11 protein-coding genes are annotated in these 15,080 nt (G+C 67.8%); 2 read left to right on the top strand and 9 right to left on the bottom strand.

Annotated features, from left to right (window positions below; all coding sequences use genetic code 11):
* Nucleotides 1-6 precede the first annotated feature (6 nt).
* Nucleotides 7-1,212, top strand: a complete 1,206-nt coding sequence (gene neuC, locus FBT69_10690) for a UDP-N-acetylglucosamine 2-epimerase (hydrolyzing) (protein ID MDL1905258.1) — start codon at nucleotides 7-9, stop codon at nucleotides 1,210-1,212.
* 97 nt (nucleotides 1,213-1,309) lie between these two features.
* Nucleotides 1,310-2,245: an HDOD domain-containing protein gene (locus FBT69_10685; GenBank protein MDL1905257.1), complete on the top strand. Its 936-nt coding sequence runs from the start codon at nucleotides 1,310-1,312 to the stop codon at nucleotides 2,243-2,245.
* 87 nt (nucleotides 2,246-2,332) lie between these two features.
* Here FBT69_10685 and FBT69_10680 read toward each other — a convergent pair whose 3' ends face one another.
* From FBT69_10680 to FBT69_10640, 9 genes are all read right to left on the bottom strand, one after another.
* The gene (locus tag FBT69_10680; protein ID MDL1905256.1) at nucleotides 2,333-2,965 is read right to left on the bottom strand and encodes a hypothetical protein; all 633 of its coding nucleotides are present in this window, start codon (nucleotides 2,963-2,965) and stop codon (nucleotides 2,333-2,335) included.
* 43 nt (nucleotides 2,966-3,008) lie between these two features.
* On the bottom strand, nucleotides 3,009-4,553 hold the full coding sequence (locus FBT69_10675) for an aspartate aminotransferase family protein (protein ID MDL1905255.1): 1,545 nt from the start codon (nucleotides 4,551-4,553) through the stop codon (nucleotides 3,009-3,011).
* 72 nt (nucleotides 4,554-4,625) lie between these two features.
* Entirely contained in the window at nucleotides 4,626-6,302 is a 1,677-nt protein-coding gene (locus tag FBT69_10670; protein MDL1905254.1) for a DUF1573 domain-containing protein, read from the bottom strand.
* 33 nt (nucleotides 6,303-6,335) lie between these two features.
* On the bottom strand, nucleotides 6,336-7,478 hold the full coding sequence (locus FBT69_10665; protein ID MDL1905253.1) for a hypothetical protein: 1,143 nt from the start codon (nucleotides 7,476-7,478) through the stop codon (nucleotides 6,336-6,338).
* 725 nt (nucleotides 7,479-8,203) lie between these two features.
* Entirely contained in the window at nucleotides 8,204-9,196 is a 993-nt protein-coding gene (locus tag FBT69_10660) for a hypothetical protein (GenBank protein ID MDL1905252.1), read from the bottom strand.
* Nucleotides 9,197-9,355: 159 nt separating this feature from the next.
* Complete coding sequence (locus FBT69_10655) at nucleotides 9,356-10,600, bottom strand: hypothetical protein (protein MDL1905251.1); 1,245 nt, start codon at nucleotides 10,598-10,600, stop codon at nucleotides 9,356-9,358.
* A gap of 317 nt (nucleotides 10,601-10,917) precedes the next feature.
* Nucleotides 10,918-11,793: a hypothetical protein gene (locus FBT69_10650; GenBank protein MDL1905250.1), complete on the bottom strand. Its 876-nt coding sequence runs from the start codon at nucleotides 11,791-11,793 to the stop codon at nucleotides 10,918-10,920.
* Nucleotides 11,794-11,914: 121 nt separating this feature from the next.
* Nucleotides 11,915-13,663, bottom strand: a complete 1,749-nt coding sequence (locus FBT69_10645) for a M3 family oligoendopeptidase (GenBank protein ID MDL1905249.1) — start codon at nucleotides 13,661-13,663, stop codon at nucleotides 11,915-11,917.
* A 114-nt stretch (nucleotides 13,664-13,777) separates the two neighbouring features.
* Nucleotides 13,778-15,046 carry a hypothetical protein gene (locus FBT69_10640; GenBank protein ID MDL1905248.1) on the bottom strand — a complete coding sequence of 423 codons (1,269 nt, stop codon included), beginning with the start codon at nucleotides 15,044-15,046 and terminating at the stop codon, nucleotides 13,778-13,780.
* Nucleotides 15,047-15,080: the final 34 nt, after the last annotated feature.

Raw genomic sequence — 15,080 nt, 5'->3', positions numbered from 1 at the left:
GCCCGCATGATCGGCGACGGATGGGACGGTGAGCCTTCGTTGCGACCGGGCGAGTACGAGGACTCGTCGTCGAGTTCGCGCAGGCGCGTGATGGTCGTCACGGGGACGCGGGCGGAGTTCGGCCTGCTGCGCCCGGTGATGGAGGCGGTGCGCCGGCATCCCGAGCTGGAGTTGCTGGTCGTCGCTGCCGGGGCGCACCTGATCCCGCCAGCGGAGACGTTCCGCGAGGTGAAGGCGGCGTTCCCGGTGGCGGACTCGGTGCCGATGCAGAAGGCGAGTGACTCGACGCGCCTCGACGACGCCGAGGCGCTGGGACGGGGGGTGGCACGCTTCGCGCGCTCGATCGCCGGGCTGAGGCCGGACTGGGTGGTCGTGCTGGGGGACCGTATCGAGGCCTTCGCGGCTGCGAGTGCTGCCTCTGTCGGCGGCGTGGCCGTCGCTCACTTGCACGGCGGCGATCGGGCCGAGGGCGTCGCCGATGAGGCGATGCGGCACGCCATCACCAAGCTCGCCCACCTGCACTTGGCCGCAACCGAGCAATCGGCCGAGCGCATCCGGCGCATGGGCGAGCGGGCCGAGTTCGTCCGCGTCGTGGGGTCGCCCGCGATCGACGGGCTGGACGCGATCGTGCCCATGAGCGATGCCGAGGTCGGGACGCTCTGCGGCGGTGTGCCCGAGGCGGTCTTCCTGATGCACCCGATCGGCAGGCACGCGGAGGAAGAAGAGGCGGCGGCGTCCGGCGTGCTGGCGGGGCTGGAAGGGATGTGTGTCGCCGCGTTCGATCCGAACCACGACCCCGGCAGGGTGGGGGTGGCGCGCGCGGTCGAGAGCGCGGCGGGGCGTGGCGCGGTGCGGCGAGTCGGACACCTGCCGCGCGAGCGGTTCATCGGGCTGCTGAAGCGAGTCGCGGAGTCGGGCGGCGTGCTCGTGGGAAACAGTTCGGCGGGCCTGATCGAAGCGGCCGCGTTGCGTCTGCCCGCCGTGGACGTCGGGGCGCGCCAAGGCGGGCGCGAGCGTCCGCCGAACGTCGTCGCGTGCGAAGGCGAGGGAGCGCACGCGGTACGTCGTGCGGTGGAACGGGCGCGGCGGCTTGACCGATCCGCTCTCACTCACCCCTACGGCGAGGGGCGTGCCGGTGAACGAGCGGCGGCGCTGCTGGCCTCGACAGACCCGGGATCGGCCATGCTGCTGCGCAAACGCTGCACGTACTGAGGTCGCTCTGGCGCGGGCGTTCGGTCTGCGCGGGCGGTCCCGGCGGTGTTATCACCCAAGCCGCGCCGGCGGGCGAAGTTGAACCCGCCGTGCGCCGATGAACCGCCCTGATGCGCCGGGGCGAGTACCCGAAGGGAGCGGCAGAATGAGCGTTGCAGTGCAGAGCCGGGAAGAGGCGGTGGCGTCGGCGATTCGCGAGGTGAGCCACATCGCTACGTTGCCAGAGGTCACGCTGAAGATCGTGCAACTCGTCGAGAACCAGAGCTCGACGGCGCAGGACCTCAACCGCGTCATCTCGACGGACCCCGCGCTCTGCAGCCGCATCCTGAAGGTCGTGAACTCGTCGTTCTACGGCCTGCCTGGGCAGATCGCGTCCATCAACCGCGCGATCGTGCTGCTCGGGTTGAACGCGGTGAAGAACATCGCGATCGCCGCGAGCCTCGCCAAGCTCTTCCGGGGGGGTGAACTCACGACCGGCTTCTCGGCCCGCAACCTGTGGGACCACTCGAACGCGACGGCCGTGGCGAGCAAGATGATCGCCGATGCGCTCAAGCTCGGCCTGGCCGACGAGGCGTTTCTCGCGGGCCTGATGCACGACATCGGCATCATCGTCGAGATGCAGGCCGATCGTGCTCGCCTCATCGAGGTCGTCGAGAGCGTGCCGCGCGGTCCGGACGGCGCGCCTCGGGCAGATATGCTCGAAGTCGAGGAGCGTGTCTACGGTGCGAACCACCAGAACTTCGGGGCCGCGCTGTGCGAGAAGTGGAAGTTCCCCGCCTCGTTTGCACGGGTGACCGGGCACCACCACAACCCCTTCGACCTGCCCTTCGAGCAGCGGACACTGCCGCTCATCGTGTACGTCGCCGATCGCCTGGCCGGCGAACTCGAGGGCGGCTTCCGGCTGGACCTGGCCTCCCTGGAGATCGACCCGCGGGCGCTGTCCGACCTGAAACTGACCGACGCCATGCTCGACTCGATCCGGACCGCTCTACCCGAGGGGTGCGCGTCGCCGATCCTCTCACTGGAAGCCTGACGAGCCGGGGCGGGCGCGCCGCGGAAACAGACTCTCTTTCTCCCTCCGGGCGGCTGCATGGGAACATGCGGCCGCCTTTTTGCACGTTCACTCCGACGGAGCGGAGGCTCTCATGCGCTTCGCAACCGCGTCCGCGATCCGTGCTTCGAGCCGCTCGTCGCGCGTTGTCGGCACGAGATACCGCCCACCCTGCGATCGCCCGAGTTCCGGATCGAACGCCCGGCGGCTCCTGCCGACCGACTCGCTCTCCAGCCGCCAGCCCTGCCGGTGGAGCCGGTAGACGGTGACCTCGACGCGCCCCACCAGCGGGGCATCGAGCGAGCGCAGGTCGTCCGCCGCGCCGCCGTCGGCCGACGCGAACGTGACGCGGACTCGACGCTGCTGCCGATTCATCGCGTCGTCCCATTCCTGCTCGATCGTCGACTGCTCCGCGTCCCACGGCGTGGCCAGCCCGCTCGACCATTTCCCGGCCGTGGTCACGACGCCCGCGGCCGCGTCAACACGGTCGAGGTCGAAGCGGTAGTCGCGCAGGGTGTCGCGTGTCGCGTCGATCGCCGCGCCGTACGCGCCTGGGGGGATGGTGAACACGCCGTCGTTCTTCCGCGTCGTGCACCCGGATAGCACGAGAAGTGTCAGACAGGAGACACAGACGGCACGGAGCCGGCGGGCTGATTCGATGGACGGACGGCAGGGTGTGGGCGTGCCAGGCTGCGGGTTCATGGCGTGTGGTACCGACGGTCGTCTCGTGCCGCGTGCGTGTGTCTCAGGGTAGCGTGATCCCGTCTGCCGTGGACTGGATGAGGCGCCAGGCCTCGCGGACGTGGCGTTCCTCGGTGGCCGTCGCCCCGATCGCCATGCGGGCCAGCAGCCGCGGCTGGACGCCGGGGGCGGCGAAGGTCGTGTGCGTCAGGAACGCGCGGCCTGTCGCGTTCACCCGGTCGAGCAGGTCGCGCGTCGCCCGGTCGTCGCCCCGCAGTCGGAAGCACACCAGCCCGAGCGAGCGCGGCACGGGCATCTCGAAGCGCGAGTCGCGCCCCACCCAGCGCTCGAACAGCGCTGCGATACGGCAGTGCTCGCGGATGTACGCCCGGAGCCCCTCGGCTCCGTAGTGCCGGATGACGAACCAGAGTTTCAGGGAGCGGAAACGGCGGCCCAGCGGAACCTGCCAATCGCGGTAGTCGATCACGCCGCCGGACTCCGAGGCCGCGTTGCGCAGGTATTCGGGCGTCACGCTCATGGCGTCGGTCAGGTCGCGCCGGGCGCGGGTCCAGAAGAGGTTGCAGTCGAAGTTCGTCAGCAGCCACTTGTGCGGGTTGATGGCGATCGAGTCGGCCCGCTCCACGCCGGCGATCATCGCCCGGTGCTCGGGGCAGACGAGCGCGCTCCCCGCCCACGCGGCGTCCACGTGCAGCCAGCCGTCGAAGGGCCGACCCAGCGCGGTCTGCCACGCTTCGTCCAGCGTGCGCACAAGGTCCGCGATCGGATCGATCGCGCCGACACCCGTCGTGCCGACCGTCGCAACCACGGCGAGCGGCGAGGGCGCGCCGGGTAGACCGAGCCGTTCGTCGAGCACGGCACGCAGCACGCCGAGGTCCATCGCGCCGCGAGCGTCCGTCGGCACGCTCCAGAGGCGGTCGTCGTCCTCCGGGCCGTCGGCAACGCCCGCGATCATCGCGGCCTTGGCGATGGAGGAGTGCGCCGCCTCGGACGCGATGACCGCGAACGGTTTCTCGATGGCGGACTCGGCAAGACCGATCTCGGCGTCCGCGTCGGCGGGCGTGCGTTGTGCCCGCACGCGCCGCCACTTCCGGCGAGCCGCGACGAGAGCGACGAGAGCGGCTTCGCTCGCCGTGCCCTGAATGACGCCCCCTCCGCCCAGCCCTTTGTTGTCCGCGGTGGATCGGAAGCAGTCGGGCAGGCCGAAGAGTTCGGCGCACCAGTCGAGCATCCGGGTTTCGAGTTCGGTGCAGGTGGGGCTGGTCTGCCAGAGCATGCCCTGCACGCCGAGTCCCGCGCTGAGCAGTTCGCCCAGGATGCCCGGGCCGCTGGCGTTGCACGGGAAGTACCCGAAGAACGAAGGGTGCTGCCAGTGCGTGAGGCCGGGGATGATGAGCGACTCGACGTCGCGCAGGATCGCGTCCCACTCGGCGGCTCGTTCGGCCCGTTCCGGCGGGTGCTCGGGCAGGCGGGCGAGCAGGTCGCCCGGGCGGTAGGCCGAGAGCACGGGGCGGCGATCGACGGTGCGCAGGTAGTCCGCGACGAGATCGACCATCCGGTGGCCGAGCGCCCGGAACTCGTCCGGGGTCATATGGGATTGCGCATCCGCACCGGCATTGTGAGCGGCCATGCTCGAAGTGTACAAGCGAAAGCCGGCCCTGCGTCAGAGATCGGAAGCCGTGACGGTCACTCTGACGACGTGCTCGCACCCGTCCGACGCCGCCAGCACGAGCTCGATCTGGTCGGTGATCAGCCCAGCGCGACGCGGCTTGACAACGAGGCCAACCCGAAGCTCAGGTGAACCTTCGGCATCATCCGCCACCTCTGCCTCGACGTCGAGCAGGTGCTTCAACGAGCGACACGACAGCAGTCGAAGCGGCAGCCCGTCGCGATGGACACAGGTGACCGATGCGACCAACGGGGCTTGGGTCGAAAGAAGAACAGAGGACGGCACAACCTCGACGACTTCCACGAATCTTGCGGTGACAGGGATCATCACATGAGGCATGTCGCTCGTTTCCGTGAACAGGTAGGCCTGACCAGCAAAGACGCCTGATCGCGCCCCGGTCGGATCGAGTTGAAGCATCACCTCATACCGGCCTTCAGCTGGAGCGGAGCGGTTCGCGAGTATGGTGGCCGAAATGCGCGGATTGTCGCCTTCTGCGCGGTAAAGTCGGCCGGCAACTTCAGGAAAGGCAGCGGTGACGTGGACGAGTTGCTGTACGACGCCACCCGATACCGGGGTCTCCCCGAACGCGGCCACGCGCGGCTCAATGCTCCACTGCTGAGAGGCATTTGCGACGCATTCGACGAAGAGTGGGATCGCATCATCCCCGGCGCTGGCCATGAGCGAAAGCGACTGTCGGACGTCACCCGTGCGTCCCGCCAGGTTCAGCGTCATTTCGATCGTGGCGGCTTCGCCCGGTTCCAAAACATCCCGGTCAAGACCGCCGGCCGTGCAGCCGCACGTCGTGCTCAAGTCCGACAACCGCACAGTTACATCAAGGGCATTCCAGATGTGCACATAGCCCGTCAGGAGCTCGCCGGAAACCCGCGAGCCGAAGTCGAGCGTTGTCCTCAGCAGCGGTACTCCAACGGCGTTGACGACTACCTCGGTCTCGGGAATCCCCTCGTCGGGACGCATCAGCCCTTCGGCATCGGCGGGCGTTGCGACGGACGCGCCATGCACGCCTGACGCGTCTTCTGCGGACCGCCAGCTGCCCGTTTGGACTTCGGTTGAGCGATTCGCCTCGATGGCGGCCGGGCGCTTGAACTCCGGCTTCGCACTGCCCGAGACGGCGAGCAGAGGGAGATCGGCCAATCGGTGCTCCGACAGGATGGAGGCCAGCCACGTCTCCGGTTCGATGACGAGTGCCGTGGATGGGTAATCCAGGTAGAGCCACCTGCCGTTGCGATCCCGATGCAGCACCACGAAGTGCCCTGCCGTCAGCCGTTCGCCCGAGAGGGTTCGGACCTCCACACCCTGGGGAATCCAGGCCACGAATGTCCCCCGGAGCGATCCTAGTTGTCCCGACGCGACGGCGTGCGCGCGAGTGCCGAACCCGAGGCGCTCCAGGCCCGCTTTGAGTTCCGACATGCTGTTGCCGACACTACGCGGCGGTACCGCTTCGATGCACCGGCTCAGAGGGACGTGGGAGCCGAGGACGGCCGCCGCAACAAACACGCTGTTGGCGCCGCAATGCCTGGGAAGCGCCTCCGAGGCTGCGTCATCGACCTCGACGAGAGGGGGAACGTCAGCGACCGGTTGCCGAGCCGTTGCCAACGGGGACAAGGAAGCCGCGATAGCGATGAGAAGCCGGAGGCCGGTTGTCGAGTGCATCAATATCGCTCCCCCGGCGTCTCGATCGGCCCGCTATGCGCTCTGACGCCTCCAGACCAACCACCACGTCGCACCGGCGGCACAGAAGAGCGCAGCGGCGACACCACCTCCGATGAATATCCACCATGTATGGGAACCGGCCTCAACGATCTCGGTCGCGGCCTCCTCGGCACGCAGCCGACGGTACTCGGCCTCGCTCGCCCGCACCGCATCGGCCACCTTCGGCTCCACGCCTTCGAGGAAGTTGGCGAGTGCGAGAGATGCATCCTCGTCTCGTGGGAGCGATCGGATAGTGGTGATGTCTTCATCCGAGACAAGATGGTACACCTCGTCGCGAACCAGGTCCGTTACGTTCGCGGGCGGCCTGACCATGGATGCGAAGCGCGCGTCGAAGAGGCCCGGTTCGGTGGAGAGGGTGTTCACTTTCATGCTCACAAGCAGCGTTCCCGCCGAAGACCACTCCATCTCGACCGGAAACCACCCGTGCTCGAACTTCCTGAAGCGGATGACGCGGTACTCGTTGAGTATCTGCTCCCCGGCGCCTGTCGACGGATCATCGATGGCGAGCTCGCGCCTGACCGGCAGGAAATCCCGCTCCGGCGCGAGCCAGTACCGCATCACCTGGCGGACGTTTGACTGCTGCGACAGTTCGATGAGGATCGTCTCCAGGCTGTCGATCCATTGGCCGGTTTCGATCCGTTCGGTCTTCCACGCGGGGTCGCGCAGGGCCTCGCCGAGGGGCAGCTTGAACTCATGGAGCCAGGCGCCCCACAGGCAGCGTGTCGCCTCGAGGTCGATCTGGAACCTGTCAAGCCCGGGCGTGATGAGGACGCCGTCCACAGCGTGCTCTCTCGGAATGACTTTCCACGTTTGCTCGCCGTCGAAGCACATCATCCAGCGTTCATGGATCGGGCCGTCTCTGGTTTCACGCCGCAGGTCGCGCGCGATGAAGATGCGGCCGCCGTCCACCGCGAGCGTGTCCGTGTGGACAGACGAGACGAAATGCTGCGTGACGACGTACTCCGCCCCGAATGACTCCCAGCGTGCGCGATACGCATCGAGAGCGTCACAGAGGGCGTCACGGCTCGGTACCGCGTCATCCTGCGCGGCCGTCGCCTCTGCAAAGAGAATAGACAACGAGAGTGCAATCAATACATGTCGTCGCACTATGGCCATGCATCGGCTCCCCATGGCGCTCGACCCATCTCGATGGACTACGGACACGTGTAGTACAAGCCGCACTCCTGTGCAACGGTGACGGCGCAAGCGCCATTGAAGCACGTGCCCCGCCCAGCTGATGGACAGTTGATCATACCGGTGGTGGTGCAGCCGGATGTCTGAGCGTCGCGGCAGATCATCGACGTGGGGCCGGTCACGCACGTTGTGCAGACGTAGGCGCCTTGCGGCGGGCACGGCATGATCGGAGAGCAGCTGGCGGCTGACACGAAACAGTCGCGGGGTGAAGGCTCTCCCGGTCCACCATCCGCACCGAGGTAGAGGCGCAGCTCGGCGTCGGAGAGCGAGCGGAGTCCGTTTGTGCTGGGCGTGCTCATGTGCGCGAATGCACTCGTGTAGGCGTAGGCGATGAGCGCCAGGACGAGGATGGGGATCGCGAAACCGAACGCGGGGGTGAATCGCACGGTTGCCTCCATTTCTGGTGCCTGCCGTCTCGGTGTCCGATAGCCGATGCGCCCAGCCATGATACCTTGGGGGGGGGGGCAAGAGGTTCTCGTAAGAACTTCGATAAACCCGGGGAAAACACCAGCACACGGTGTCGTCGCGACCCTGTCTCCGGAACATCTCTTCTTGGTCTCTGGGGGCTGGTCGTGCGCCTTCCGATATGTTGAAGAGGCGGCCGCTCGGAAAGAGCGGCCGCCGTTTGTGATCGGGTCGTGTGGGGCTTAGTCGCAGCCCGTGGTGTAGGCGTTGAGGAAGGCGAGAACATCGAGCGTGTTGATGGCACCGTCGAGGTTGAAGTCGGCGGAGGCGTCGCCCGAGGTGTAGGCGTTGAGATAGGCGAGCACGTCGAGCGTATTCACCACGCCGTCGCGGTTGAAGTCGGCGATGCAGAACCAGTCCGGCATCCAGGGGCGAAGATCGATCTTGAACGATTCCTGCTCCGAGAGGACGGGCAGGGGGAGGATGAGGTAGATGCCCACCGCCTCGCCGGGGAGCACTGGCGCATCGAAGGCGATGCGGAGCGTGCCGTCGTCGTCCATCCACGACTCCCCGGCGCGGTCGATCGAGCAGTAGGGGGGCATGTAGGGGTCGAAGTACGGTTCGCGGCTGTTGAGCATCAGCCCGTGGATCGGCTCGTGCCCGGCGTTGATGGCGCCTGTGGCGATCTGTGCCGCGCCGGTCGTGACCTCGACGACGCCGGTGTCGCCGTCGCCGAGCGGGGCGACGGAGAGCATGTCGTAGTGGACGCCGTCGCGCTCGGTGGAGAACTTGATGCGGAGCTGCGCGCCCTCCGGCGTCTTGCCGGTGAAGACGATCTTGATCTCGATGGTCTCACCGTCGGCGAAGGAGCCGGGGGTCTTGAGGATGCACTTGGCGACGGAAGAGGCCGGATCGACGACGGTGTCGTTCTCGCTGTCCTGGATCACGCCGTCGCCGTTGTCGTCCACGCGGTCGTCGTTGCGGTCGAGGACGTCGGCCTCCCTGATGAGCGTGCCGGTCTTACCGACGCCCTCGAGGCCGATCGTCACGTCTTCGGCCTTCTGGCCGGTGGTGTTCTTGACCTTCACGATCACCTGTGAGCTGCCTGCGCCGACCTTGACCCCCGCGCCGCCGCGCGGCACGTCGGTTTGGGCGTGGGCGGCGAGGGCGGCGCCGGCGATGGCGAAGGCGGCGAGCAGGCGGCTCGGGCTGGTTCGGGTCGTCTTGCGGTACATGAGAGGCTCCTCGTTCTCGTGGTGCGTTCGCGTGCCGGGCCGGCCCCGGCCACGGTTCGCCAGCGACCCTTCCTGTCGCCGCTCACGCCATTCGGGCGAAAAAACGGCGGCCGCCCGCGAAGGGGCGACCGCCGCGTGGGGTTCAGGCCGGCAGAGTGCTCAGTCGCAGCCCGCCGTGTAGGCGTTGAGGAAGGCGAGCACGTCAAGGGTGTTGATGACCGTGTCGCCGTTGAAGTCCGCGGAGGGGTGCCCGCTGGTGTAGGCGTTGAGGAAGGCGAGTACGTCGAGGGTGTTGACGACGGTGTCGCCGTTGAAGTCGGCGCGACAGGGCACGATGAGCGGCATCAGGTTGAAGAGGCAGGTGTCGTTGTCCAGCCAGCCGGAGTGGTTCTCGGGGATGTAGGCGTTCCCGCCGAGGACGACCGCGCTCTGGTTCGGCATGAACGACGGCGGCAGGATGAAGAACGCCACCGGCTGGTTCTGGATCGGCGGCCCGAAGACCGTGTTGATCTGCACGAAGGCGTGCCCGTAGGGGAACATCGGGTGCTGGTCCGTGTCCGGCACGGCGTCCGTCAGGCCGCCGATGAAGAGGGCGGAGTGGTTGGCGAAGTCCAGTTCGGCCTGTCCGACCGGCACGATGCCGAGGTTCATGGCGAGCTGCTGCGAGATGCTCGACACGGGCGAGGCGATCATGCGGGCGTGGACGGGCTGTCCGTTGAGGTGGACCGGCAGCGCGAAACTGGTCTCCTCGACGATCTCGTCCTCGTAGTTGTCGTCCTGCTGGACGGGTGCCTGCTGCTGCGCCTGCTGCTGGACCTGGACCCAGCCGGTGCTGCGTTCGTTCTTCTTCGGATCATTCGTCTCCTTGTCGTTCAGCACGAGCTTGTGGCCGTCGATGGTCGCGCCGGCGACGTTCGCGCCGACCTTGGTGACGACGGAGTTGGTCTTCTTCGCCTTGGCGGCGTCGTCCGCGCCTTCCTGCTCGGAGGCTTTCTTCGGCACGTACACCTTGACCTCGACCTCGCGGGCGGGGCCGTTGTTGGTGCCGTCCGCGTTCTTGGGCTGCACCTTGATCTTGACCTTGTTGAAGACGTGGCACTTGACCGAGCCGCCGCCGGTGCCCCCGAGGGTGACCGAGCCGTCGGCCGGGTTCTTCGGGTCGCCGTTCTCGTCGAGCAGGCCCAGCTTCTTCGCGTCCTCGAAGGAGATGGTAGTCGTTCCGCCGGAGTCCACGATCCCCGAGGCCTCCTTGTCGCCGATCGCGACGCCGACCGGGTACTTGGTGCCCTGGTCCTCGGGGCCGGCGGCTGCCGAGAACGCGATGCCTGCGACGGCGACGATCATCGCGGCGGCGCGGGCGAAACGGCGAGAGCGGACATTTCGGTTGCTGCACGGTGTGGTCATGGCTCTGCTTCCTTTCCGGTTGATGGTCGGAGCGTCGAACGGACGCGACGCGGAACACCCGCAGGCTCGCACGGCTCGTCGCTTCAATCAGCGGCCCGGGGCGTGCTGCCTTCGGCACCGGGTGTTCAGCGACGGCGAAGGGCTTCGCTCACGCGGTCTCGGGGTTCGTGGCGCAGCACCGGCGACGGCACAGCAAGCGCAACTCCGCGGCGTCCGGCGCACAGGCGAGAGTGTGGGCAAAAAGGAAACGGGGCCTGGAAGGCCCCGCCCCGGAGAAAGACTCTGACGCGATCGTGAAGGTCCGCGACGATTGCGGCTCAGTTGCAGCCGGCGTTGTAGGCGTTGAGGAACTCGAGCACGTCGAGGGAGTTGATCACGCCGTCGCCGTTGAAATCGGCGCGCGGGTCGCGAGCGTTGTAGGCGTTGAGGAAGGCGAGGACGTCGAGGCTGTTGACAACGGTGTCGCCGTTGAAGTCGGCGCGGCATGGGTTCTGCCAGGGGCCGAAGGCGAAGGTGCCGTCCTGGAACCAGTGGATGGCCTGACCGGGGAAGACGGGGATGAGTTGGTCGAGGAACGGGCCGTAGAGCGGCGTCGAGAAGACCGGGATCGGGCTCCACGGCGCGTTGGCGAAGGTGGTCACGATGCCCTCCGGCGTGTGCTCCCACGAGCCGACGAAGTGCGTCTCCATGCCCTGGGGCGTGAAGTCCATGGGCGCGGCGACGGCGACCTCGGAACTGATCCCGCAGTGCTGCTCCCCCTGGCAGTTGCCGGTCTCGGTGATCTCCGCCGAGCCGGCGTCCTGCCCGCCGTCGTTGACCATGTGGAAGTACCCGGCGGGCGGCGCCGCGGAGCGGATGTCCTTGCCGACTTCGAGTTCCTTCACCTTCGAGAGGCCGGTGCCGGCCTCGCCCTGGTTGCCGCAGCCGCCGTCGTCGATGCGCTTCCACTTGACCCACGTGAAACTGCCGGGGAGGCGCACGACGTCGCCCTCGCCCAGCTTGTCGCCTTCCTTGAGGTCGGTCCACTCGTCCGAGCCGGCCTTCTTCACCTGCACCCCCCCGCTGACGCCGGTGATCTCCACCTCGACACCGGCGAGTGCGCCCGGCGCGAGAACGCCGAGAGCGAGCGAGGCCGCGAGCGCGAGACGCGCGAGCGGACGGAACGAACGAGAACGAACGATCAGACGCGCCATGATCCGGCTCCTGTTGGCTGCGTAGGTGTGCGTTGCGACCGGGACGCTCCCGGCCCGAAGGCGGAGCGACAGCGCGGAACGGGACTCACCCGAACGTATTGCAATTGCGCGCCGGGCGGCGCTATTCGGGGAGTTTCTCGAGTTCCGCCTCGACGCGCTCGACGATGCGCTTGACCGTCTCGGGGCCGAAGTCGAACCGCAGCCCCGCGGCGCGGAAGAGTTCCGGGAGCGGGCGCGAGCCGCCGAGGCTCAGGGCGCGGGTGTAGGCGTCGATGGCGGCCCGCTCGCCCTGTTCCACGGACGTGAGCCACAACTGCAGTGCGCCGAGCTGCGCGATGCCGTACTCGATGTAGTAGAACGCGTGCCCGAAGAGGTGCGGCTGCCGCTGCCACGTCCAGCGCTGCGCGTCCTCAAGCCCGTCCCAGGAGACAGCCGGGCCGAAGCGATCGTCGAGTTCGAGCCAGTGGGCGAGGCGCTGCTCGCGGCTGTGGGTCGGATGGCGGTAGACCCAGTGCTGAAAGGCGTCGATCGTGGCGATCCAGGGCAGCAGCACTACGGAGCCTTCGAGCTGCTGCCGGCGCGCCCGGGCGGCGTCCTCGTCGTCGGGGTAGAACGCGCGGGCCTCGCCCCCCCAGTAGGGCATCGTCAGCAGTTCCATCGACATGCTCGCCACCTCGGCGAACTCGATGGGCGAGTGCCGGTAGTGCAGCAGCGGCTCCTGTCGCGTCAGCATCGAGTGGAAGGCGTGCCCGGCCTCGTGCACCATCGTTTCGACGTCGCGGTGCAGGCCCGCTGCGTTCATGAAGATGAACGGCACGCGCGAGCGGTCGCGCATGTACTGGTACCCGCCCGGCGCCTTGCCGCGCCGGCTGTCGAGGTCCAGGCACGCGCCCCCGGCTGCGCCGCGCGTGTTCGAGCCGTCGCCGAGTTCGGCGAGCATGGCGGCCAGCCGCGGGTCCAGCCGCTCGAACGTGCGCACCGACTTGGCCATCAGGTCGCGCCCGCCCTCGAACGGGCGCAGCGGCGCGCGCCCCTTCACGTCCACCGCCAGATCCCACGGACGCAGGCGGTCCACGCCCAGCGACGCGCGGCGCTCCTTGTTCAGCCTGCGAGCAAAGGGCACCACGATCGCCTCGCACGCCCGGTGGAACGCGAAGCAGTCCTCCGGGGTGTAGTCGAAGCGACGCATCGAGCGGAAGGCGTACTCGACGAACGTCGGGCAGCCGGCGTTCTTCGCCATGCGGTCGCGCAGGGCGATCATCGAGTCGTAGGTCTCGTCGATCGCGTCGCGGTCGCGCAGGCGCCGCTCGGCGACGGCCCGCCATGCCGCCTCGCGCACCGAGCGGTCCGTGGACTCCTGGTACCGGCCCATCTGCGGCAGCGTGCGCTCCTCGCCATCGAACACCACGGTCATCGCCCCGGTGATCTGCTGGTAACGCTGGCTCAGTTTCTCGAGTTCCGTCTGGATCGGCACGTTCTGCTCGCGGAAGAGTTCCACCTCCGCCCGCACGTCGCGCTCGATCACCGCGTAGCGCTCCGTCGGCAGCGGGAAACGCGAGTGCAGTTCGACCTGCCGCTTGTCGAGCTCGAACGCCGCGGGCTTCAACCTCGGCGGCACGGTCTCGATGTACCGCGTGAACGCCTCGGAGGCTTCGCGGTTCTCGGTGTCGCACGTCATGGTGACGTAGAGGTTCGCCTCGGCCTCGCGGCACGCCGCCTCGAGCTCACCACGGTCGATCAGCCACCGCTCCAGGTCCGACGCCGACTCCACCCGACGCTCCAGCAACGCTCGAAAGTACGGCTCCACGTTCTCCCAGCGCGTCGCGTCCAGGTCGGCGGGAACGAAATCGGTGCGAACAGCGGTCTGCATCGGCGTCTGCCTCCATGTCGGTCGTGCGGGGCGGGATGATAGCGGCGCGCACAAGAAAGGCCCCGGACGCGCGTCCGGGGCCTCCCCCTCGTCTGGTTCCGAGAGTCGGTTGTGTCAGCGGCGTCGCAACTGGCGCAACAGTTCCTTCTGGTCCTCGAACCACTGCTCGTCGATGCCGGTGAACAGGCCGAGAATCGGGTGCTTCTTGAACGCGGCCTCCATGATGGCCAGTTCGCGTGCTGCCTTGCCGACGAACGCGCCCCGCTCGCGGTCGTCCTGCGCGGAACGGGCGTTGGCGATCGAGATCTGGTACTTGGCGAAGTTCGACTGGAGGTTGGTCTCCGCCTCGCTCATGCTCCGGCGCCACTCGCGCTGGTGCTTCTCGGCCTTGGAGACCGGGAACGGCACGCCGGGCACCGTCTCGCCCACCCATTCGAGTTCCGCGTACCCGAGCTGCTTCCCGAGCTCCTCGATCGTCGCGGCCTGCCCCTTGGCGAACTTGAAGCGGACGGCCTGGCCGGCATCGAAGGTCAGGATGCGGCCCTTCGGGTTCACGAGGAAGTCGCCCTCCTCGGTGTTGTACCACTCGACATCGCCGTTGGGCTTGATCGTGCACGAGAGCGGGTCGTCGATCTGCATCGAACGCATGATGGCGGGGTGGTGCTGGCCCTTGGCGGACACCTTTTCCATCATGTAGAGCACTTCCTCGAGACCGCGGTCCTTCATGGCGACGAGTGCGCCCGAGTAGCCCGTGCACGCGCCGTAGTTGCCCTGGGGCATGAAGTAAATTTCCTCGATCACGTGGGCGGTCATCGCCGCCGCAGAGATCGCCGACTCGATCCACGCCACGACGTGGAACTTCGGCTTGTACTCGTCGTGGATCACGTCCTGAAGGAAGGAGAGTTCGTAGAGGAGACCCCCGCCCGAGTTGATCTTGAAGACCACCACGTCGACCCCCTCTTCTTCGAGCATGGGGATCGCTTCCTTCAGGGGCTTGTGCGAGAACTGGGTGCCCACCATGCCTTCGAGGGTGAGCACGGCGGCGCGCTTCACGCCCGGCATGCGCGGGCTGGACTTGGGCGAGCCGTCCGGGGCGCGGACAGGGTCAATCGACGCGACCGCCGGGGCCTCGGGGGAGCGTTCGACGCTGGCGATGTCCGCCGGGCCGAAGAACTCGGTGCGCTCGATCCCCGCGATCGTGACCTTGATCCAGACCGCGCCCGCGGCTTCGCGGATGATCTCGCCCTCGAAGACGCGGCCGTCCTTGAGAACGACGCGGTCGGCGGCGTCGGCGGCGGGGAGCGGGCCGAAGCCCAGCCACGCGGACGCGAGCAACGCCGCCGCGACGATCGGGCCACACACAGACCTGCGGATGCGATTCATGGTGTTCCTCATCATCATCTCGATCTTCAGGACC

The organism is Synechococcales cyanobacterium CNB, assembly GCA_030263455.1.
In the GTDB taxonomy this organism is placed as follows: Bacteria; Planctomycetota; Phycisphaerae; order Phycisphaerales; family UBA1924; genus CAADGN01.
The sequence above is the reverse complement of the archived record's forward strand: the minus strand, read 5'-3'. Positions and strand labels throughout refer to the sequence as shown.

Excerpts from the sequence above, each read along its gene's own strand:
- FBT69_10645 (MDL1905249.1), bottom strand. The coding sequence starts at position 13,663 with ATGCAGACCGCTGTTCGCACCGATTTCGTTCCCGCCGACCTGGACGCG.
- FBT69_10665 (MDL1905253.1), bottom strand. The coding sequence starts at position 7,478 with ATGGCCATAGTGCGACGACATGTATTGATTGCACTCTCGTTGTCTATT.
- FBT69_10670 (MDL1905254.1), bottom strand. The coding sequence starts at position 6,302 with ATGCACTCGACAACCGGCCTCCGGCTTCTCATCGCTATCGCGGCTTCC.
- FBT69_10680 (MDL1905256.1), bottom strand. The coding sequence starts at position 2,965 with ATGAACCCGCAGCCTGGCACGCCCACACCCTGCCGTCCGTCCATCGAA.
- FBT69_10675 (MDL1905255.1), bottom strand. The coding sequence starts at position 4,553 with ATGACCCCGGACGAGTTCCGGGCGCTCGGCCACCGGATGGTCGATCTC.
- FBT69_10655 (MDL1905251.1), bottom strand. The coding sequence starts at position 10,600 with ATGACCACACCGTGCAGCAACCGAAATGTCCGCTCTCGCCGTTTCGCC.
- neuC (MDL1905258.1), top strand. The coding sequence starts at position 7 with ATGATCGGCGACGGATGGGACGGTGAGCCTTCGTTGCGACCGGGCGAG.
- FBT69_10660 (MDL1905252.1), bottom strand. The coding sequence starts at position 9,196 with ATGTACCGCAAGACGACCCGAACCAGCCCGAGCCGCCTGCTCGCCGCC.
- FBT69_10650 (MDL1905250.1), bottom strand. The coding sequence starts at position 11,793 with ATGGCGCGTCTGATCGTTCGTTCTCGTTCGTTCCGTCCGCTCGCGCGT.
- FBT69_10685 (MDL1905257.1), top strand. The coding sequence starts at position 1,310 with ATGAACCGCCCTGATGCGCCGGGGCGAGTACCCGAAGGGAGCGGCAGA.
- FBT69_10640 (MDL1905248.1), bottom strand. The coding sequence starts at position 15,046 with ATGAATCGCATCCGCAGGTCTGTGTGTGGCCCGATCGTCGCGGCGGCG.